14 protein-coding genes are annotated in these 17,746 nt (G+C 62.4%); 3 read left to right on the forward strand and 11 right to left on the reverse strand.

The window, feature by feature from the left end; all coding sequences use genetic code 11:
* Positions 1 to 10: 10 nt before the first annotated feature.
* From AC07OO_RS05880 to AC07OO_RS05900, 5 genes are read right to left on the reverse strand one after another with little or no spacing between them, the layout of a single operon-like run.
* Positions 11 to 1,306, reverse strand: coding sequence for a dihydroorotase (locus tag AC07OO_RS05880; protein ID WP_495081116.1), 1,296 nt, complete (start codon positions 1,304 to 1,306; stop codon positions 11 to 13).
* Complete coding sequence (locus AC07OO_RS05885; protein WP_495081117.1) at positions 1,306 to 2,286, reverse strand: aspartate carbamoyltransferase catalytic subunit; 981 nt, start codon at positions 2,284 to 2,286, stop codon at positions 1,306 to 1,308. The genes AC07OO_RS05880 and AC07OO_RS05885 overlap by 1 nt, the downstream gene beginning before the upstream one ends.
* 2 nt (positions 2,287 to 2,288) lie before the next feature.
* Positions 2,289 to 2,786 carry a bifunctional pyr operon transcriptional regulator/uracil phosphoribosyltransferase PyrR gene (gene pyrR / locus AC07OO_RS05890; RefSeq protein ID WP_495081118.1) on the reverse strand — a complete coding sequence of 166 codons (498 nt, stop codon included), beginning with the start codon at positions 2,784 to 2,786 and terminating at the stop codon, positions 2,289 to 2,291.
* Positions 2,783 to 3,205 carry a Holliday junction resolvase RuvX gene (ruvX, locus tag AC07OO_RS05895; protein ID WP_495081119.1) on the reverse strand — a complete coding sequence of 141 codons (423 nt, stop codon included), beginning with the start codon at positions 3,203 to 3,205 and terminating at the stop codon, positions 2,783 to 2,785. The genes pyrR and ruvX overlap by 4 nt, the downstream gene beginning before the upstream one ends.
* Positions 3,202 to 3,801: a YqgE/AlgH family protein gene (locus tag AC07OO_RS05900; protein WP_495081120.1), complete on the reverse strand. Its 600-nt coding sequence runs from the start codon at positions 3,799 to 3,801 to the stop codon at positions 3,202 to 3,204. Before AC07OO_RS05900 ends, ruvX begins: the two co-directional genes overlap by 4 nt.
* A 21-nt stretch (positions 3,802 to 3,822) precedes the next feature.
* Here AC07OO_RS05900 and AC07OO_RS05905 point away from each other — a divergent pair, with 21 nt between their 5' ends.
* Positions 3,823 to 5,301 (forward strand): cryptochrome/photolyase family protein, encoded by a 1,479-nt coding sequence (locus AC07OO_RS05905; RefSeq protein WP_495081121.1) that lies wholly within the window; start codon positions 3,823 to 3,825, stop codon positions 5,299 to 5,301.
* Here the strand turns inward: AC07OO_RS05905 and AC07OO_RS05910 are convergent.
* The 6 genes from AC07OO_RS05910 to AC07OO_RS05935 form a co-directional block, all read right to left on the reverse strand.
* Positions 5,298 to 11,477 carry a hybrid sensor histidine kinase/response regulator gene (locus AC07OO_RS05910; protein ID WP_495081122.1) on the reverse strand — a complete coding sequence of 2,060 codons (6,180 nt, stop codon included), beginning with the start codon at positions 11,475 to 11,477 and terminating at the stop codon, positions 5,298 to 5,300. The genes AC07OO_RS05905 and AC07OO_RS05910 overlap by 4 nt on opposite strands.
* A gap of 56 nt (positions 11,478 to 11,533) precedes the next feature.
* Positions 11,534 to 13,828 carry a methyl-accepting chemotaxis protein gene (locus tag AC07OO_RS05915; protein ID WP_495081123.1) on the reverse strand — a complete coding sequence of 765 codons (2,295 nt, stop codon included), beginning with the start codon at positions 13,826 to 13,828 and terminating at the stop codon, positions 11,534 to 11,536.
* Positions 13,829 to 13,849: 21 nt separating this feature from the next.
* A complete protein-coding gene (locus AC07OO_RS05920; RefSeq protein WP_495081124.1) occupies positions 13,850 to 14,380 on the reverse strand; it encodes a chemotaxis protein CheW in 531 nt (176 codons plus the stop codon).
* A gap of 12 nt (positions 14,381 to 14,392) precedes the next feature.
* On the reverse strand, positions 14,393 to 14,758 hold the full coding sequence (locus AC07OO_RS05925) for a response regulator (protein ID WP_495081125.1): 366 nt from the start codon (positions 14,756 to 14,758) through the stop codon (positions 14,393 to 14,395).
* Entirely contained in the window at positions 14,758 to 15,156 is a 399-nt protein-coding gene (locus tag AC07OO_RS05930; protein ID WP_495081126.1) for a response regulator, read from the reverse strand. Before AC07OO_RS05930 ends, AC07OO_RS05925 begins: the two co-directional genes overlap by 1 nt.
* Before the next feature lie 69 nt (positions 15,157 to 15,225).
* The gene (locus AC07OO_RS05935; protein WP_479612583.1) at positions 15,226 to 15,399 is read right to left on the reverse strand and encodes a rubredoxin; all 174 of its coding nucleotides are present in this window, start codon (positions 15,397 to 15,399) and stop codon (positions 15,226 to 15,228) included.
* A gap of 121 nt (positions 15,400 to 15,520) precedes the next feature.
* Here AC07OO_RS05935 and thiD point away from each other — a divergent pair, with 121 nt between their 5' ends.
* A complete protein-coding gene (gene thiD, locus AC07OO_RS05940) occupies positions 15,521 to 16,435 on the forward strand; it encodes a bifunctional hydroxymethylpyrimidine kinase/phosphomethylpyrimidine kinase (RefSeq protein ID WP_495081127.1) in 915 nt (304 codons plus the stop codon).
* Entirely contained in the window at positions 16,419 to 17,723 is a 1,305-nt protein-coding gene (hemL, locus tag AC07OO_RS05945) for a glutamate-1-semialdehyde 2,1-aminomutase (RefSeq protein WP_495081128.1), read from the forward strand. Before thiD ends, hemL begins: the two co-directional genes overlap by 17 nt.
* Positions 17,724 to 17,746 lie beyond the last annotated feature (23 nt).

A 17,746-nucleotide genomic window follows, 5' to 3' on the forward strand; every position in this document is an offset into this window, starting at 1 on the left:
CTCCTGGCGGCTACGCGGCCTGGTAGGCAAGATGCCCGCCCACGATGGTGGCGCGCACGCGGCCCGGCAGCTCGTAGCCGCCAAAGGGCGTGTGCTGGCCTTGGCTGCGCAGTGCGGAGCCTTCGACCGTCCAGGCGGCGGCGGGGTCGAACACGCAGATGTCGGCCGCTCCGCCCACGACCAGGCGCCCGGCGCTGGCAACGAATGCACCAAACGACGCGCCCACCACGCCGGCCGGCCGGCTGGTGACTACGCCCAGGGCCTGCTCCAGCGGGATGCCGCTGTCTTGCGCCCATTTGAAGGCCAGGCTCAGCAGCAGCTCCAGGCCGGTAGCACCGGGTTCGGCCTCGGCAAAGGGCAGCGCCTTGGCGTCTTCTTTCACCGGTGTGTGGTCGGACACCAGCGCGTCAATCGTGCCGTCGGCCAGGCCGGCGCGCAGGGCATCGCGGTCACGCTGCTGGCGTAGCGGCGGCTGCAGGCGCATGCGGCTGTCGAAGTAGCCCATGTCCACATCGGTCAGGTGCAGGGAGTTGATGCTGACATCGCAGGTAATGGGCAAGCCCTCGGCCTTGGCCTGGCGCACCAGGGCCACACCCGCCGCGCTGCTGAGGCGGCACAGGTGCACGCGCGCCTGCGTGGAGCGCACCAGTTCGAAGATCGTGTGCAGCGCAATGGTCTCGGCCGCCACCGGTATGCCGGACAGGCCCATGCGCGTGGCCAGCGGGCCGCTGGCGGCCACGCCCTTGCCCAGGTACAGCTCTTGCGGGCGCAGCCACACGGTGTAGCCGAAGGTGCTGGCGTATTGCAGCGCGCGCAGCATGGCCTGGGTGTTGGCCAGCGCCACTTCCGCCTGGCTGAAGCCGATGCAACCGGCTTGGGTCAGGTGCATCATCTCGGTCAGCACTTCGCCTTCCAGGTTGCGGGTCAGCGCGCCCAGCGGGAACAGGCGGGCCTGCTTCAGCAACTCGGCGCGGTGGCGCAGCATCTCGACCAGACCGGCCTCGTCCAGCACCGGCTCGGTGTCGGGCGGGCAGACCACGCTGGTGACACCGCCTGCAACCGCAGCGCCCATTTCGGAGGCCAGCATGCCGGCATGCTCCTGCCCCGGCTCGCGCAGGCGCACGGCCAGATCGACGAGGCCGGGCATGACGATGCAGCCGGTGGCGTCTATCGTGATGTCGGGTGTGAAATCACTTGCTACGTTATTGATAGCAACAATGTCAGAACCGACGAGGGCTACATCGGCGTTTTGTTTAAGGCCACTGGCGGGGTCGATGACCAGGCCGCCTTTGATCAGTGTCTTCATTATTTGCTCCCCCGCGCATCTGCTTCATTCCCGGCAACGATGCTCATCACCGCCATGCGCACGGCGATGCCAAAGGTCACCTGCGGCAGGATCACGCTCTGCTTGCCGTCCACCACCGCCGAGTCAATCTCCACACCACGGTTGATGGGGCCGGGGTGCATGACGATGGCGTCGGGCTTGGCCAGTTGCAGCTTTTCGGGCGTGAGGCCAAAGCTCTTGAAGAATTCGTGCATGGACGGCAACAGCGCGCCGCTCATGCGCTCGTTTTGCAGGCGCAGCATGATGATGACGTCGCAGTCCTTGATGCCCTCTTCCAGCGTGTGGCAGACACGCACGCCCATGTGGGACAGGTCGGACGGGATCAGCGTCTTGGGGCCAACGACGCGCACCTCGGCACAGCCCAGCGTGGTCAGCGCATGGATATCGGAGCGGGCCACGCGCGAGTGCAGCACGTCGCCAACAATCGCCACGGTGAGGTTGGAGAAATCTTTCTTGAAGTGCCGGATCGTGAACATGTCCAGCAGGCCTTGGGTCGGGTGTGCGTGGCGGCCATCACCCGCGTTGATGACGTGCACATGGGGCGCCACGTGCTGTGCGATCAGGTAGGGCGCGCCGGATTCACTGTGGCGCACGACGAACATGTCGGCGGCCATGGCGCTCAGGTTGGCAATGGTGTCCAGCAGCGATTCGCCCTTGGATGCGGATGAACGCGCGATGTCCAGGTTGATGACATCGGCCGACAAACGCTTGGCTGCGATCTCGAACGTGGTGCGGGTGCGGGTGCTGTTTTCGAAGAACAGGTTGAACACGCTCTTGCCACGCAACAGCGGGACCTTCTTCACTTCGCGGTCGTTGACCGAAACGAAGTTGGCGGCCGTGTCGAGGATGTGGGTCAGCGTGGCCTTGGGCAGGCCTTCCACCGACAGCAGGTGGACGAGTTCGCCGTGTTTGTTGAGTTGGGGGTTGCGTTTGTAGAGCACGTTCATCGCTCCTTCACATCAAAGCTAAACACGCCTGCATCACTACGCGCTAGGGCCAAGGATTGGTTTGTTGAGAGGGACACGCGGGCCGCTGCGAAGTCGGCTTGCACCGGCAGTTCGCGCCCTCCTCTATCTACCAACACTGCCAGTTTGACGCTGGCCGGGCGGCCGTAGTCGAACAGCTCGTTGATGACGGCGCGTATCGTGCGGCCGGTGTAGAGCACGTCGTCCAGGATCAGGATGTCGGCGCCGTTTACATCGAAAGGCAGAACAGTCTGTCCACCGCTGGAGAGGCCGCGTTGCGCGAAGTCGTCACGGTGCATGGCGGAGGAAATCTTGCCGGCATCGCCCGGCAGCTTCATGTCGTGCTGCAGGCGTTCGGCCAGCCAGGCGCCGCCCGACGTGATGCCCACTAACCGCGTATTGGCGCCAGAAATCAACTGCACACCGCGCAGCAATTCCTTGTACAGCGCCTCCGCATCCAATGCCAATATACTCACGGCAAACTCCTCAAAAACTGTTCCAAAATAATGCAGGCCGATGCGGCATCGGCGTCTTTGGCGCCGGAGGCAATGGCCTCGGTCGTGCTGTAGCGTTCGTCCACTTCAAACACCGGTAGCTTGAAGCGGCCATGCAACTGGCGGCCAAATTTTTGCGCACGCGCGGTGTTCTCGTGCGCCGCGCCGTCAGGGTGGTAGGGCACACCGATGACCAGGGCATCGGGCTGCCATTCCTTGATGTGTTTTTCGATCAACGCAAAGCGGGCATCGCCTTCGGCCTTGACGGTACCGACCGACGTGGCGCTGCGCATCATGCGGTTGCCCACGGCCACACCGGTACGCTTCAAACCAAAATCAATCGCCAAAAAAGTATTCAGAGTCGGTGGCACAACCGCGGGGGCGGCTGGTGCGCCGCTCATGCGTGCCCCACCTGGCTGGAGATCATCCAGGCCTGCAGCCCCAACAGGGCCAGCGCGCGGTCATAGCGCTCTTCGACCGGGGTATCAAAAATCACCGACTGGTCGGCATCCACGGTGAGCCAGCTGTTTTCGCTCAGCTCGGTTTCCAACTGGCCTTCGCCCCAGGCCGAATAGCCCAGCGTGACCAACACGCGGCGTGGGCCGGAACCGCTGGACAGGGCTTCGAGCACGTCTTTGGAGGTGGTCATCTCCAGCCCGCCGGGGATGCTCATCGTGGAGGCGTACAGGGATTGCTCGGGCTTCTCGTCTTCCGAGAACACGGATTCGTGCAGCACGAAGCCGCGCTCCATCTGCACCGGGCCGCCTTGCAGCACGGGTTTGTCGGTCAGGTCATGGCGCTGCAGCGGCAGGTCGATCTTGCCGAACAGGGCTTCCATCTTCAGTTCGGCCGGCTTGTTGATGACCAGGCCCAGCGCGCCGCGGGGGGTGTGCTCGCACACATAGACCACGCTTTTCGAAAAAATGGCGTCTTCCAACCCCGGCATGGCGATCAAAAAATGATTCGTGAGGTTGATGGATGCAGAATCGCCAGACATGCACCAATTTTAGCGGCAGCCATGCACTCAGAATTTGAATCCGGCCTGGTATGGTTTCGCCGCGACCTGCGGGTGCACGACAACGCCGCCCTCAGCGCCGCGCTGCAGGCTTGCGCCCAGGTGCATTGCGTCTTTGTGCTGGACCGCGCCATCTTGGACGACTTGCCCCGCGCCGATCGGCGGGTGGAGTTCATACGCGAAACCCTGGTGGAGCTGGACGCCAGCCTGCGCAGTCTGGCCGGCAAGCCCGGCGCAGGCCTGATCGTCTTGCACGAAACGGCGGCAGAGGCCATTCCCCGCCTGGCCGCAGCACTGGGTGTCAACGCGGTGTTTACAGCGCACGACTATGAACCCCAGGCCATAGCCCGTGACCAGGCGGTGGAGGCTGCGCTGCAGCAGCAAGGCATTGCCCTCTGCACCGTCAAAGACCACGTTATTTTTGAACGGTGCGAGGTGCTGACGCAAACCGGCACGCCCTATGGTGTGTTCACGCCCTACAAGCGCGCCTGGCTGGCGCGGCTGGGTGAGGTGCCACCCGCGCCGCATGCCTGCCCGCCCGCCCGTGCCCGGCAGGCGCTGGCAGAGCGCCCGGCGGACTATGCGCGAGATGTGGCCAGCTTGGAGGCGATTGGCTTCCAACCTACCAACCTCAAGGCGCTGGGCATCCTGCCGGGAGCCAAGGGGGCGAACAAGCTGGTCGATGACTTTTGGCAACGCATGGACCAGTACGGTCAGACGCGGGACTTTCCTTCGGTCAAAGGCCCCAGCTACCTCAGCGTGCACCTGCGCTTTGGCACGGTGTCAATACGCCAACTGGTAGGCCTAGCCCTGCAGCGCCACCTGGACGGCAGCGCGGGCGCATCGGTGTGGCTGGGTGAGCTGATCTGGAGGGATTTCTACTTCCAGGTGCTGGCGAACTTTCCGCATGTAGTGGGCAGCGCCTTCAAGCCCGAATACGACGCGATTGTGTGGGAGCAAGGTGAACGGGCCCAGGCCTTGTTCACGGCTTGGTGCCAGGGTGCCACCGGCTACCCGCTGGTGGATGCGGCCATGGCCCAGCTCAACCAGACCGGTTATATGCACAACCGCCTGCGCATGGTGACGGGCAGCTTTCTGGTCAAGCATCTGGGCATTGACTGGCGTTGGGGCGAGCGCTACTTTGCAGAAAAGCTGAACGACTTCGATCTGGCCGCCAACAACGGTGGCTGGCAGTGGGTCAGCTCCAGCGGTTGTGACGCGCAACCCTACTTCCGCATCTTCAACCCCATCAACCAGAGTGAAAAGTTTGATGCCCAGGGCAAGTTCATCAAGCGCTATCTGTCGCAATTGAGCAAGCTGAGCGCCAAGCAAGTCCACGCGCCCTGGAAACTGGGCGCGTTGGAGTTGGCAGCGGCCGGCGTGGAATTGGGCAAGGATTACCCGCACCCGATCGTGGACCATGCGGAAGCCCGTGCGCTGACGCTGCAGCGCTACGGGATCGTGAAAAAGCCGGTAGCTTAGGCTTCGGCGGTGGTCGCGCAGTAGCTGCGCACCAGGCCCAGCAACTCGTCTTCGGAGTAGGGCTTGCCCAGGTAGTGGTCCACGCCCAGTTCCTTGGCGTGCTCGCGGTGCTTACCCGCGATACGCGACGTGATCATGATGATGGGCAGATCACGCAGCTTGGCATCGCCGCGGATGTTGCGGGCCAGGTCGAAGCCGTCCATGCGCGGCATTTCGATGTCGGACAGCACCACGGTGGGCTTTTCTTCCTGCAGCTTTTCCAGCGCGTCCAGACCATCGGAGGCCAGGGCCACCCGGTAGCCTTCGCGCTTGAGCAGACGCTGGGTCACACGGCGCACGGTGATGGAGTCGTCGACCACCAGGATCAACGGCACCTGGTTGACCACGCTGCTCAAGGTGGTCACTGGAGCGACGGGGCTGCCGCTTGCATCGGCAGCTGAGGCGGCCGCGGCGATCTCCACAGACTTGTGCAGGGCACGGGCCTGGTCACCGTACACAGCCGCCAAAGCCACAGGGTTGTAAATCAGTGCCACGGCACCGGATGCCAGCACCGACACACCGGCCAGACCGGGCAGTTGCGCCAATTGCGGGCCCAGGTTCTTGACCACCACTTCTCGGTTGCCCAAGATTTCGTCGACGTGCAGGGCCAGGCGTTGGCCGGCGCTTCGGAACACCGCGACCGAGCGGGTCTTGGTCGGTGGTTCGGTGCTGTGTGCAGAAACCTGCAACAACGCACCGGCCCAGAAGAAGGGCAGCATCTGGCCTGCCATGTCGAAGCCTTCGCGCTGGTAGGCTTGCTCCAGCACCGCGGCGGGAGTGCGCAGCACGGTTTCTACCAGCGCGGACGGCACGCCGATCGTGAAGTCCCCCACGCGCAGCATCACCACCTGCGTGACCGCCGTGGTCAGGGGCAGCACCACCTTGAAGGTCGTGCCCTGGCCATGCTTGGTGGCGGTCTCGATGCGGCCGCCCAAGGCGTTCACTTCGGAGCGCACCACGTCCATGCCGATGCCGCGTCCCGACAGCTCCGTGATCTGGTCCGCCGTGGAGAAGCCGGGCGTGAAAATCAGGTTGGCTGCTTCATCATCGCTCAGCGTCTGGTCGCTGGCCAGCACGCCATTGGCAATGGCCTTGGCGCGGATCTTGTCCAAGTGCAGGCCGCCGCCGTCATCACTGAAGGCGACCGACACGTCATTGCTTTCCTGGTTGACATGGATGGCGATGGTCCCCACCGCGGCCTTGCCCGCCGCCACGCGGTCGGCGCCGCTTTCAACACCGTGCGCCACGGAGTTGCGCAGCATGTGTTCAAACGCCGGGGCCATACGCTCCAATACGCCACGGTCCATTTCAATGGAGCCGCCGGTGATGTCCAGCTTGACCTGCTTGCCCGCATCCTTGGACGCCTGGCGCACGACGCCATACAGGCGGTCCGAAATACTTTCGAACTCGACCATGCGCGTACGCAGCAGGTCGCGTTGCAGCTCGCGGGCCTGGCGGCCCTGGGCGATCAAATCGTCTTCAGCACCTTCAATGGATCGCTGCAGATTGCGCTGCACCGTGGCCACGTCGTGCACGGACTCGGCCATCATGCGGGTCAGTTCCTGCACACGGGTGAATCGGTCGAACTCCAACGGGTCGAAGGCCTGAGCCGAATCCTTGGTCTGCGCCAAACGCGACTGCATCTGCGATTCGGATTGCAACTCGACGTCGCGCAACTGGTTGCGCAAGCGCTCCAAGTTGCCGGTCAGATCGGTCAGCGATCCGCGCAATTGGGTTAGGCGGGCTTCCATGCGGGCGCGGGAGATCATCACCTCGCCGGCCTGGTTGACCAGACGGTCCAACAGCTGCGAACGCACGCGGACGGAGTGTTGGGTGGTGGATCGCGCTGCGCCGGTAGCGGCCAAGCCGCGCGGTGCCACGCGAACGGGAGCCACACTGACCACGGGCCGCGGCACACTGGGTGTTGCACCCGCGGGGGTGTCGGTCGCAACGACAGAATCGGCCACCGGCGCCACGGGCTGCTGCTGTGCCTCCACCGCCACGACGGGTGCGCCGCCCAGGGCGTTGAAGGTGGTCTGCAAACCGTCAAAGCGTGTCAACAGCGGTTCGAGCTGAACTTGCTGGATTTGCTCGGTACCGACCTGCTCGATGCTGGACTCCATGCGGTGGGCCATTTCGCCCAGGCGCATGGCACCTGCCAAACGGGCACTGCCCTTGAGGGTGTGCAGCACGCGCAGCACTTCGTTGCGTGCCTTCAGGTTGTCGGGGTTTTCGACCCACTGACGCAACGCGGTACCCAATTGGGGCATCAACTCAACAGCCTCTTCTTCGAAGATGGGGAACAGGTCTTCGTCGAGGTTGTCGCGGGCATCGATTTCGTCGTCGTCTTCGGCCTGCGCAATATTGAGCGGCGCCGCAGCCACCGACAACGGAGCGGGAGCTGCAACCACTGCGGGCTCGATCGCAACGGCGGCCGGGGCTTCCACAACAGGCTCGATCGCTATGGGCTCGGCCACCACGGGTTCTTCGACCACGACGGCTTCGATCGCTGGCGCATCGACCAGCGCATGGACTTCCGCGGCCTGCGGCTCCTCGGGCATGGCCACTTCGTCGTCCAGCGCGCTGACGATGGAGTCGATGGTGGGGGCCGGGAATTCGGTATCAATGATGGTCTGCAATGCGGCCAACACGCCTGCATCCGATTCCTTGAGGAAGCCGGCGGCGAATTGGTGCAACAGACGGCGGATGTCTTCGGCCGCGCTGGAGAACACCTCGGCCTGCTCGGGCGTGCCTTGGCGGTGCAATTGCACATGCTGCAGGGCTTGCTCCAGCGCGCGTGCCATCTCGGACAGGGCGACAAAGCCCACGGTTGCCGAGCTGCCCAACAGCGAGTGGGCCAGGGACACCAGGGAATCGGGCAGAGGCTTCTGCAGTTCCAGCGCCCATTCACTGAGCTCCACCTGCAACCTACGCGACCATTCGTCGGCCTCGTTCAGGTAGACGTTGTACAGCGGAATGCTCAGACGCAGTGGCCCAATGACCTTGACGTGTTCGTCTACCTCTTCGACCACCGGGGCGGCGGCCTGCGGTGCCTCGATCACATCGGGTACAGCCAGCTCCAATTCGTCCACCGGGGCTTCCAGGACAGGGGCCTCCAACTCGGCTTCGGGCTGGGGCTCAGCGATAGCTTGCGGCAGAGGTTCTGCTTCGGGCTCAGGCACCGCGGGTGCTTCTTCCACCGGCAGTGCAGCGATTTCCTCGGCCACTTCCACCACGTCTACCACCGCCGCCACATCTGCGGGAGCGAGTGCGGGCACCGGTTCAGGCAGCAGTTCCGCGGTCAGGTCCAGATCGGCAAGTTCCGCGTCCAACGCGGCGTAGCCATCACCATGGGAGGTGCTGACCTCTTCCACAGTCGCCACGGGCTCTTCGACAACTTCCACAGCCTCGGCCACGGATTCCTGCACCGCTGCAGGCTTGGCGGGGCTTGCCAGTTCGCCGAAATCGAAGTCGCCAAAATCGACTTCGGTGACTTCGGTTGCGCCTTGGAAGGCCTTGTCGGAATCCTGCTTGCTTTCGTGCGGGAAGGCCTGGGTATTCTCGAAACCAAAGGTTTGGGTGGAGGCGAAGTCGGGGGATGCCTCTGCTGCTGGAGCCGAGACCACGTCATCCATCACCTCAACCGCGGGCTCAGGCGCGGCAACGGCCTGCATCGCCACCGCGGTGTCTGAAACATCCGCCAACTCAACGGTCTCTGCGGGCGCGGCCACTGCGGCCTGCGGCGCTTGGGCTTCTGGCGTAGCCAGCGGAATCCACACGCCATTGAGTCGCAGAGAGTCCGAAGACTTGCGGAAATCCTGTGGATTCCATGGCACGCCGGTCTTGCCGGCAATATCGTCCACCCAGCGGCCAAAGGCCTGCATGGCCGTCTGACCGGCGGTAATGAGATCCTCACTGGCAGGGCGCTGTTCGGCCAGCCAGTTGTTGAAGAGTTGCTCAAAGGACCAGGCGGCTTCGCCAAAGTCGTTGAGGCCCACCATGCGGGAGCTACCTTTGAGCGTGTGGAAGGCGCGGCGCAGCGTGGTCTGGTCCGCCAGGTTGGACGGATCTTCCTTCAAGGCATCGACCGCGGCCAAGCCGTTTTGCACCACCTCGCGGGCTTCTTCCAGGAAGATGTCGATGAGTTCGGCTTCGTCTTCGGACAGTTCCGGGGCGGGCTGGGGTGCAGCAACCGCCTGCACAGGTGCTGGGGTTGGCTCTGGGGACGGCGCCGGGCTGGGCGCAGCCTGTTGTGGCGGTACAGCTATGGTGATGGTCTTGTCGAAGACAGGGTCCACCATCAAGGGCTGTGTCTGGTCTAAGGCCGTAGGCGTCGGCGCGGCGACAACAGCAGGAGCCTCTTCGTCCGCTGTACGCTCGCGGCCCATCAGGGGTTTGAACTCACCCTGCTCCTCATCGTAGACAAACAGCTTCTTGGCCAGCGCACGCTGGTAGCTCAGCATGTCGATCAGGAAGCCCATCGCTCCCAGGCTATTGCCCAATTTCTCGAAGATGCCGCGGCGCGCTGCACCTTCGTCAATGTCGTCGACCAGGAATTGTTCGACACTGGCGCGCATACGCAGCGCGGCCAGCGAAGGTTGGTCCAGACCCAGCACGGAAAACACGCCGCGCATTTGCGCCAACTGGCTGGGGACCTCGCGCAAAGGCGCTTTGTCTTGCGGGCTGCGGAAGAATTGGTCCAGCGACTTTTCTACATCGGCCAGCGTGGTGCGCAACTCGTCGACCACGCTTCCCATGGTCTGGCGATCGCTGACGCGGCGGTACAGCTCCTCCATCCAACCTTCCAGCGGCTCCGGTTGCCCGCCACCGCTGACATGCTCCAGCCGCACGGCCAGGCGCGCACTGCGCTCGGCCATATGGGATTCGGTGGGGTCCAGGTCGTCGTAAGCGGCTTCCAGGTACAGGATGGCGGTGGCGACTTCCATCGCCACCGGTGCCACGGGTGTGGTGCCGGAACGTACCGTGGTGTCAATGGCGCGCACCAATGCACGCCCCAACTCCCCGCTTTCGGGGTGCAATTTGACGACCGATTCGGCGACAGCACCAAACTGCTCGGCCACCACCTTCAGACGATTCGTATCGCCGCCCGCCAACGCCGACCAGGTCTCGGCTGCCGAGGCGATGCGCTTGCGCGCCAGCACCATCAGGGCAGGGTCAAAGCGACCGAATTGTTCGGTTTCATATTGAACCGGTTTGCTGCGCTCCAGACCATAGGTTGAGCGCACGGCCTTGAGTGCCGGCGCGCTCTGGTCGGGCTTGGGGACCGACAGTGAGCAAAAGAAAACCAGATCATGGGCCAGACGGTCCGAGATGGCCATGTCCCCACGGGACAGAGACGTGTACTGGCGCAAAACCCGCGACGCCGCGCGTTTGGTGTACACGTCATCGGGGCACAGCCCCAGGGCCACGCCCTCGAAAAATGCCGCGCAGATCGCCCAGAATGCTCGGGGCTCCAGGCTGGTCTGGCCCACGGCCAAGCCTTCGCACAAATCGCTCATGCGCTGGGCCGATTTGGGGTCGCCAGTGCGCATCACGCGCAAGACTGCCTGGTCCATATGCCCGCGCAGTGCCGTCGTGAACGACTGGGCCTCTACGCCGGGACGCACCGGCACGTCCAGCCAGCGCCACTCCACCGGCCACAGATCGGCCGGGTGCGGACCTTCGCCACCCACCAATTCCAACACTGCACGGTATTGCGGGAACAGTGCCACGGAGGACGCCGTTTTTCCCTTGAGCACACCTTCCAGGTATTCGGTCAGCGCAAAGCTGGCGCGTTCAACCCGGGTGGCTGCATCTTCACTGCATTGCTCCGGCCGCTGCACGAACTTCTGTGCCAGGGCCTCCATCGCACGCAACATTTTGGCGGGTGCACCGAGGCCCACCATTTCCAAAGCACCAACCGCCTGGTGCAACTGTTGCCGTGCGATGCGCAAATGGCTGGCATCCAGTTCGGAGAGATTCGAACCCCGGGCCAGCTCCGCATCGCGAACGAAACGACGAAGCGCCTTGGTTGCGCCGTCCAGGGACTTGCGAAGCTCGTCCAGCACCCAGGCCAAAGGGCCGAGATCGCTGACCGCCAGTTCATTGTCGCCGGGAGCGGCAGAATTCGATGACATGGGTTCGGGGTCTCCTGGGATCTCTCTGTTCTGGTCGGACGCGCGTGGGGCTGCTATCAGCTAATCTTGAATCGGGACACCGACTGGCGCAACTCTTCCGCCATGCGGGAGAGCTCGCGCACCTGGGTCGCCGTGACCCGGGTACCTTCACCCGTTTGCTCGGTCACCGCAAAAATGTGCTGGATGTTTTCGGCCACGACGTTGGCCAAGCCGGCTTCGCGGGACGCGGAGTTCGAGATCTGCTCAATCAGATCGGCCACCTGGCGTGACACGCGGTCAATCTCGGTCAGCGCGGTACCCGCGTTATCGGACAGTTTGGCTCCTTCCACCACACCCTGCGTGGAGCGCTCCATAGCGCCGATCGCATCCTGTGTATCGGTCTGAATCGCCTTCACCAGCGCCGAGATCTGACGCGTCGCATCTGCGGAACGTTCCGCCAATCGCTGCACTTCTTCCGCAACCACCGAGAAGCCGCGGCCGGCTTCACCGGCGGACGCCGCCTGGATAGCAGCATTCAACGCCAAAACGTTGGTCTGTTCGGTAATGTCCGAAATCAGCTCGGTAATTTCACCAATCTCCTGCGACGATTCACCGAGTCGCTTGATGCGCTTGGAGGTTTCCTGGATCTGGTCACGGATGGAGTTCATACCGCCGATCGCGTCCTGCACCGCCTTCAGGCCGGACTCTGCAGCCAGCAGCGATTGGCGCGCAACCGTCGCAGATTCCTGCGCCTGGGTGGACACTTCGTTAATACGTCCCGCCATATCCACAACCGATCGGCCGGTTTCACGAATTTCGTGGAGCTGCTCATTGGAGGCCGCCAGCAGTTCGGTCGACGTGGCATCCACATCCGACGTCGTTTGCGCCACGCGGGACGCCGTGTTCTGCACGTTGGACACCAGGGAGCGCAATTCTTCCACCGTGTAGTTCACCGAGTCGGCGATCGCGCCGGTAATGTCTTCGGTCACGGTTGCTTCCTGGGTCAAATCCCCTTCAGCCACTGTCTGCAATTCGTTCATCAAACGCAAAATGGCCGCTTGGTTGGCGTCGTTAACGCGCTTGGCTTCATGCTCCTGGCGTTCGGCTTCGACACGCTGGTCTTCAGCCACAACCTGACGGCGACGGCTGTCCTGCAACTGCACATACGACAGACCACCCGCACAGGTCAACGCGAACGCAGCAGCCAGCACCAAGATGGCCAAGGCGCCACCGCCAATACCGGTTTGTGCGGACAGCGCGGTTTGCACTTCTTCCAGGTTGCGGCGCAGCGGTTCGCTGTCCGCAATGATCGCGTCCTGCGCTTCGCGGGCGGCCACCAGACCTTGCAAGTTACCCAAGATCGCGCTGGCCTGAACCCGTGTTTCCTCGTACATCTTGATCAGGGCGTCGAGCTGTTCGCGCGTACCAGCATCCTTGGACGCAGCCAAGCGCAACTCCTGGCTACCCGACAACAGGCCTTGGGAGATTTCCTTGAAGGTGTTCAAGTCTTTACCCAGCAAGAACACGGCTTCAGGGCTGACACCTTCCGCCGTCAAGAACTCGTTGGAGGACTTACCAATACGTTGCGTCAGCATCACCAACTGACCGACCGCGGAAATTTCCACCGACGGCGCGTTTTGCTGCAACTTCATGGCCAGAATGGCTTCGGCAATTTCCAGCAGGTCGGAAGACTGGCGGTTGATCAAACGCAACGCCGAACTGATCTGTGTCAAGATTTTTTGTTGACCCAAGACGGCCTTGGAGCTCTTCTCGGCGCGGTCCACCAGCGGTATGATTTTTTCAAGCTCATGCACATAGGCATCACCCAGGGGTTTCAGGCGCAGTTCGTTGTCGCCATCTTGCAGACCGCGGGCGTTCTTAGACAAAATGCCAGCACTGTCCGACACGTCCGGGAAGGCCTGAGCACTACCCACCACCGCCTGTGTCACGGATTTGGCCAGTCGCTGCGACTGCATCAAGGCCTGACCAGTTGCACCCAGCTGTTGCGCCACTTTGTCCGACTGGTTCAGCGCGTACACCGTCACACCCGCCAGCACCAACAATGCAGCACCCAGCAGCATGAACAGCACGCGCTGCTGTTGCACCACCGTTCGACTTCCCAAGCCGGGAATGGCGACCAGGTCGCCGGCATCCTGCTTTTGCGGGACCTCTTCGACCGCCTCTTTCATAGGCGCAGCCCCCATAGGAACCCCGCCCAACTTGAGCCCCATCGGCGCCTCGTCTTCCTGGACCGTCTCGCCACCTGCCGCACTCGACAAGTCTTCAGGCATGGCAAGACTGAGACGCGAATCCAACTCGGATTCCGACTGCTTTTTGGTGAAAATATTTTTTAATTTATCGACGACGGACATGGTGAAACCTTAGGGAAGGGTCTAAGCGCTGATACTCAAAAATTGAGGGGTTTGTGACAAGATACGCAGATCGATTTCCTGCCATTGCTCGCCAGCCGAGTCAATGAACTGGTGTCCAAAATACGCCGGTGCGCCGGGGTCGGCTGCCGAAGAAGAAGTAAAGGCGTCACTGCCGCGCAAGCCCAGCAGGCCGTCGACCTGCAGTGCGCAGTTCACTTCGAGTGCCAGGTTCAGCGTAACCACGCTCAACTCCTGGGCAGGAGGCTCGGCGCGCACAGCCCCCGTATCAACAGCGACAAAGCCTGCGAGATCGACCACGCCATACAAGCCGCCGCGGATATTGATCACACCGCGAAACCAGTCGCGCGAATATGGCACGGGCTGCAGGCTGGCCAAGGGAAAGATTTCGCCGGATTGCCCCAAGGGGAACAATAGATTCCTGCCCCCCACCCGCACAGCCAGCCAAGCCACAGACATACCCTCGGTACGGGCAGCCTGCAAACGACTGGCTAGTCGAGACTGGAGTTCTCTAAGTGCTTCGCGGTTTGCCATGGGAACAGCGAATCAACCCAGTGCTTTGATTTTGGCGAACAACTCGGCGGCATCCACCGGCTTGGTGATGTAGTCACGCGCACCCTGGCGCATACCCCACACGCGATCGGTCTCCAGATTCTTGCTGGTGCAGATGAAGATCGGGATGTCAGTGTATTCCGGTGTGCGATTGATGGCACGGGTCAGTTGGAAACCGTTTTGCCCGGGCATCACCACATCCATCAGGATCAGGTCTGGCTTCTCTTCGGTCAGGCGTTTGAACGCTTCGTCTGCGTTTTCTGCGGAGCGCACGGTATAGCCGTTTTTCTGCAGCAAATCCGTGAGAAACATGATCTCGGTTTTTGAATCGTCAACGATGAGTACTTTATTTATTGCCATCAACTAGCTCCTTGCATAACGGTCCCAAATTGCCGCACGGCTTGCAGCAATTGATCTTTGGTAAAAGGTTTGGTCAAATAATCCTGTGCGCCGACCATGCGGCCCCGAGCCTTATCAAAGACGCCGTCCTTGGACGATAACATCACCACGGGCACGCCCGCGTACTTGGAGTTGCGCTTGATGATGGCGCAGGTCTGGTAGCCGTCCAAACGCGGCATCAGGATGTCACAAAAAATCAGCTGAGGTTGGTAGTCATTGACCTTGGCCAGCGCATCAAAGCCATCTTCGGCCAACAGCACATCGTGCCCACCCTGCTTAAGAAAAATTTCCGCGCTGCGGCGAATCGTATTGCTGTCATCAATGACCAAAACTCTGACAGTGGATGCTGCGGTACTCAAAAGGCTTTGCTCCTGATCATCATGTATGGACGTTTACGGACACTGCATTCTTGCCCAAACATTGCAATCTCAAATCTGAACCATTTCAAAATCTTCCTTGCGCGCGCCACACTCGGGGCACGTCCAGTTCATGGGCACATCAGCCCAATGGGTACCGGGAGCAAGACCATGCTCGGGGGCTCCCGCCGCCTCGTCATAAATCCAGCCGCAAATCAGGCACATCCATGTTTTAGTATCGCTCACAGCTTATAGGGCCTTCGAATAGAATGCAAGGATTGTATAGAAGCAGCTTAGGCAAAAAAGCCCGCCGCCAGCCCAAAAACTGCCATTCTGTCTGCTGACAAACCCTAAGACAGGACACTGCATGACGGCACTCCCCGACCCCAGCACCGAGCTCGAAACCGAAGACGAAGGCCCCAGCGCCTGCGTCATGGTTTTCAACGCCAACGACCCCAGCGGCGCTGGCGGCATCACCGCCGACATCACGGCCGTTGCCTCGGTCGGCGCCCACGCGCTCCCTGTCATGACCGGTGCCTACGCCCGGGACACGGCCGAGGTGTTTGACCATTTTTGCATGGACGACGAAGCCGTCACCGAACAGGCCCGCACCATTTTGGAAGATGTGCCGGTACAGGTCATCAAGGTGGGTTTTGTCGGCTCACCGGAGAACCTGAGTGCGATCGCCGAACTGGCGTCCGACTACTCTGACATCCCGCTGGTCTCGTACATGCCCGACCTGTCCTGGTGGCAGGAAGACCAGATCGACCTCTACCAGGACGCCTTCAACGAACTGCTGTTGCCGCTGACCACCGTGTTGGTTGGAAACCACAGCACGCTGTGCCGCTGGCTATTGCCCGACTGGAGCTCCGAGCGCAGTCCGTCGGCCCGTGACATCGCCCGCGCGGCCGATGCGTTTGGCGTGCCCTACACCCTGGTGACCGGCATTCCCCTGCCCGACCAGTACATCGACAACGTGCTGTGCAGCCCCACGGCCGTGCTTTGCAGCAACAAATTTGAGCGCTTTGAGGCGGTGTTCGGCGGCGCCGGCGACACCCTGTCGGCCGCATTGGCGGCCTTGATCGCCAGTGGCACGGAGTTGGCAGAGTCGGCCACCGAGGCGCTGAGCTACCTGGACCGTTGCCTGGAAAGCGGCTTCCGCCCCGGAATGGGTAATGTGTTGCCCGACCGCCTGTTCTGGGCCCACCCCGAGGCGGACGAAGACGACGAAGAGCCCAAAGAATCTTCCTTTGAAATCTCCCCCAATGACACCCGACACTGACCGTAACCTGCAACTGTTCCAACGCGCCCAAAAAGTCATCCCCGGCGGCGTCAACTCCCCGGTGCGCGCCTTCAAGGCTGTAGGCGGCACACCCCGTTTCGTATCCCGCGCCCAGGGTGCCCACTTCTGGGACGCCAACGGCCAGCGCTATATAGATTACATAGGCTCCTGGGGTCCGATGATCCTGGGCCATGGCCACCCTGCGGTGGTAGAGGCCGTGACCAAGGCCGCGCTGGACGGCTTCTCGTTCGGCGCCCCCACCGAGCGCGAAGTGGAGCTGGCCGAAGAAATCCTGAGCCTGGTGCCCAGCATGGACATGGTGCGCCTGGTCAGCAGCGGCACCGAAGCCGGCATGAGCGCCATCCGCCTGGCCCGTGGCGCCACCGGTCGTACCAAGATTCTGAAGTTCGAAGGCTGCTACCACGGCCATGCCGATGCGCTGTTGGTCAAGGCCGGCTCCGGCCTGGCCACCTTTGGCAACCCCACCAGCGCCGGTGTGCCGGCCGACGTGGTGCAGCACACGCTGGTGCTGGAGTACAACAATATCGCCCAACTGGAAGAAGCCTTTGCGCTGCACGGCAAGGACCTGGCCTGCCTGATGATTGAGCCGATTGCCGGCAACATGAACTTTGTGCGCGCCTCCGTGCCCTTCATGCAGCGCTGCCGCGAGCTGTGCACGCAGCACGGTGCGCTGTTGGTGTTTGACGAAGTGATGACTGGATTCCGCGTGGGGTTGGGCAGCGCCCAGGGCGTGTATGCCAAAGCCATTCCCGGCTTTGCGCCGGACATCACCGTGTTGGGCAAGGTCATCGGCGGCGGCATGCCGCTGGCAGCCTTTGGCGGCAAGCGTGCCGTCATGGAGATGCTGGCCCCGCTGGGCCCGGTCTACCAGGCCGGCACCCTCTCGGGCAACCCCGTAGCCACCGCCTGCGGCCTGGCCACGCTGCGCGAGATTCGCAAACCCGGCTTCTATGAAGCCTTGGGCGGCAAGACGCAAAAACTGATGGCCGGATTGAAAGGCGCCGCCGACAAGGCCGGCGTGCCCTTCAGCGTGGACAGCGAAGGCGGCATGTTCGGCTTCTTTTTGTTCGATACGCTGCCGCAGAACTATGCCAAGGTGATGACGACGGACAACAAGCGCTTCAACACGCTGTTCCACGGCATGCTGGAGCGCGGCGTGTACTTCGCCCCGGCCCTGTATGAGGCGGGGTTTGTGAGTGCTGCGCATACGGATGAAGACCTGGCTGAGACCGTACGGGCGGCAGAAGCAGTTTTCAAGTTGCTATAAATTTCGCAGCTAATTGCGCAACG

Source organism: Rhodoferax sp. GW821-FHT07G04 (assembly GCF_059418585.1).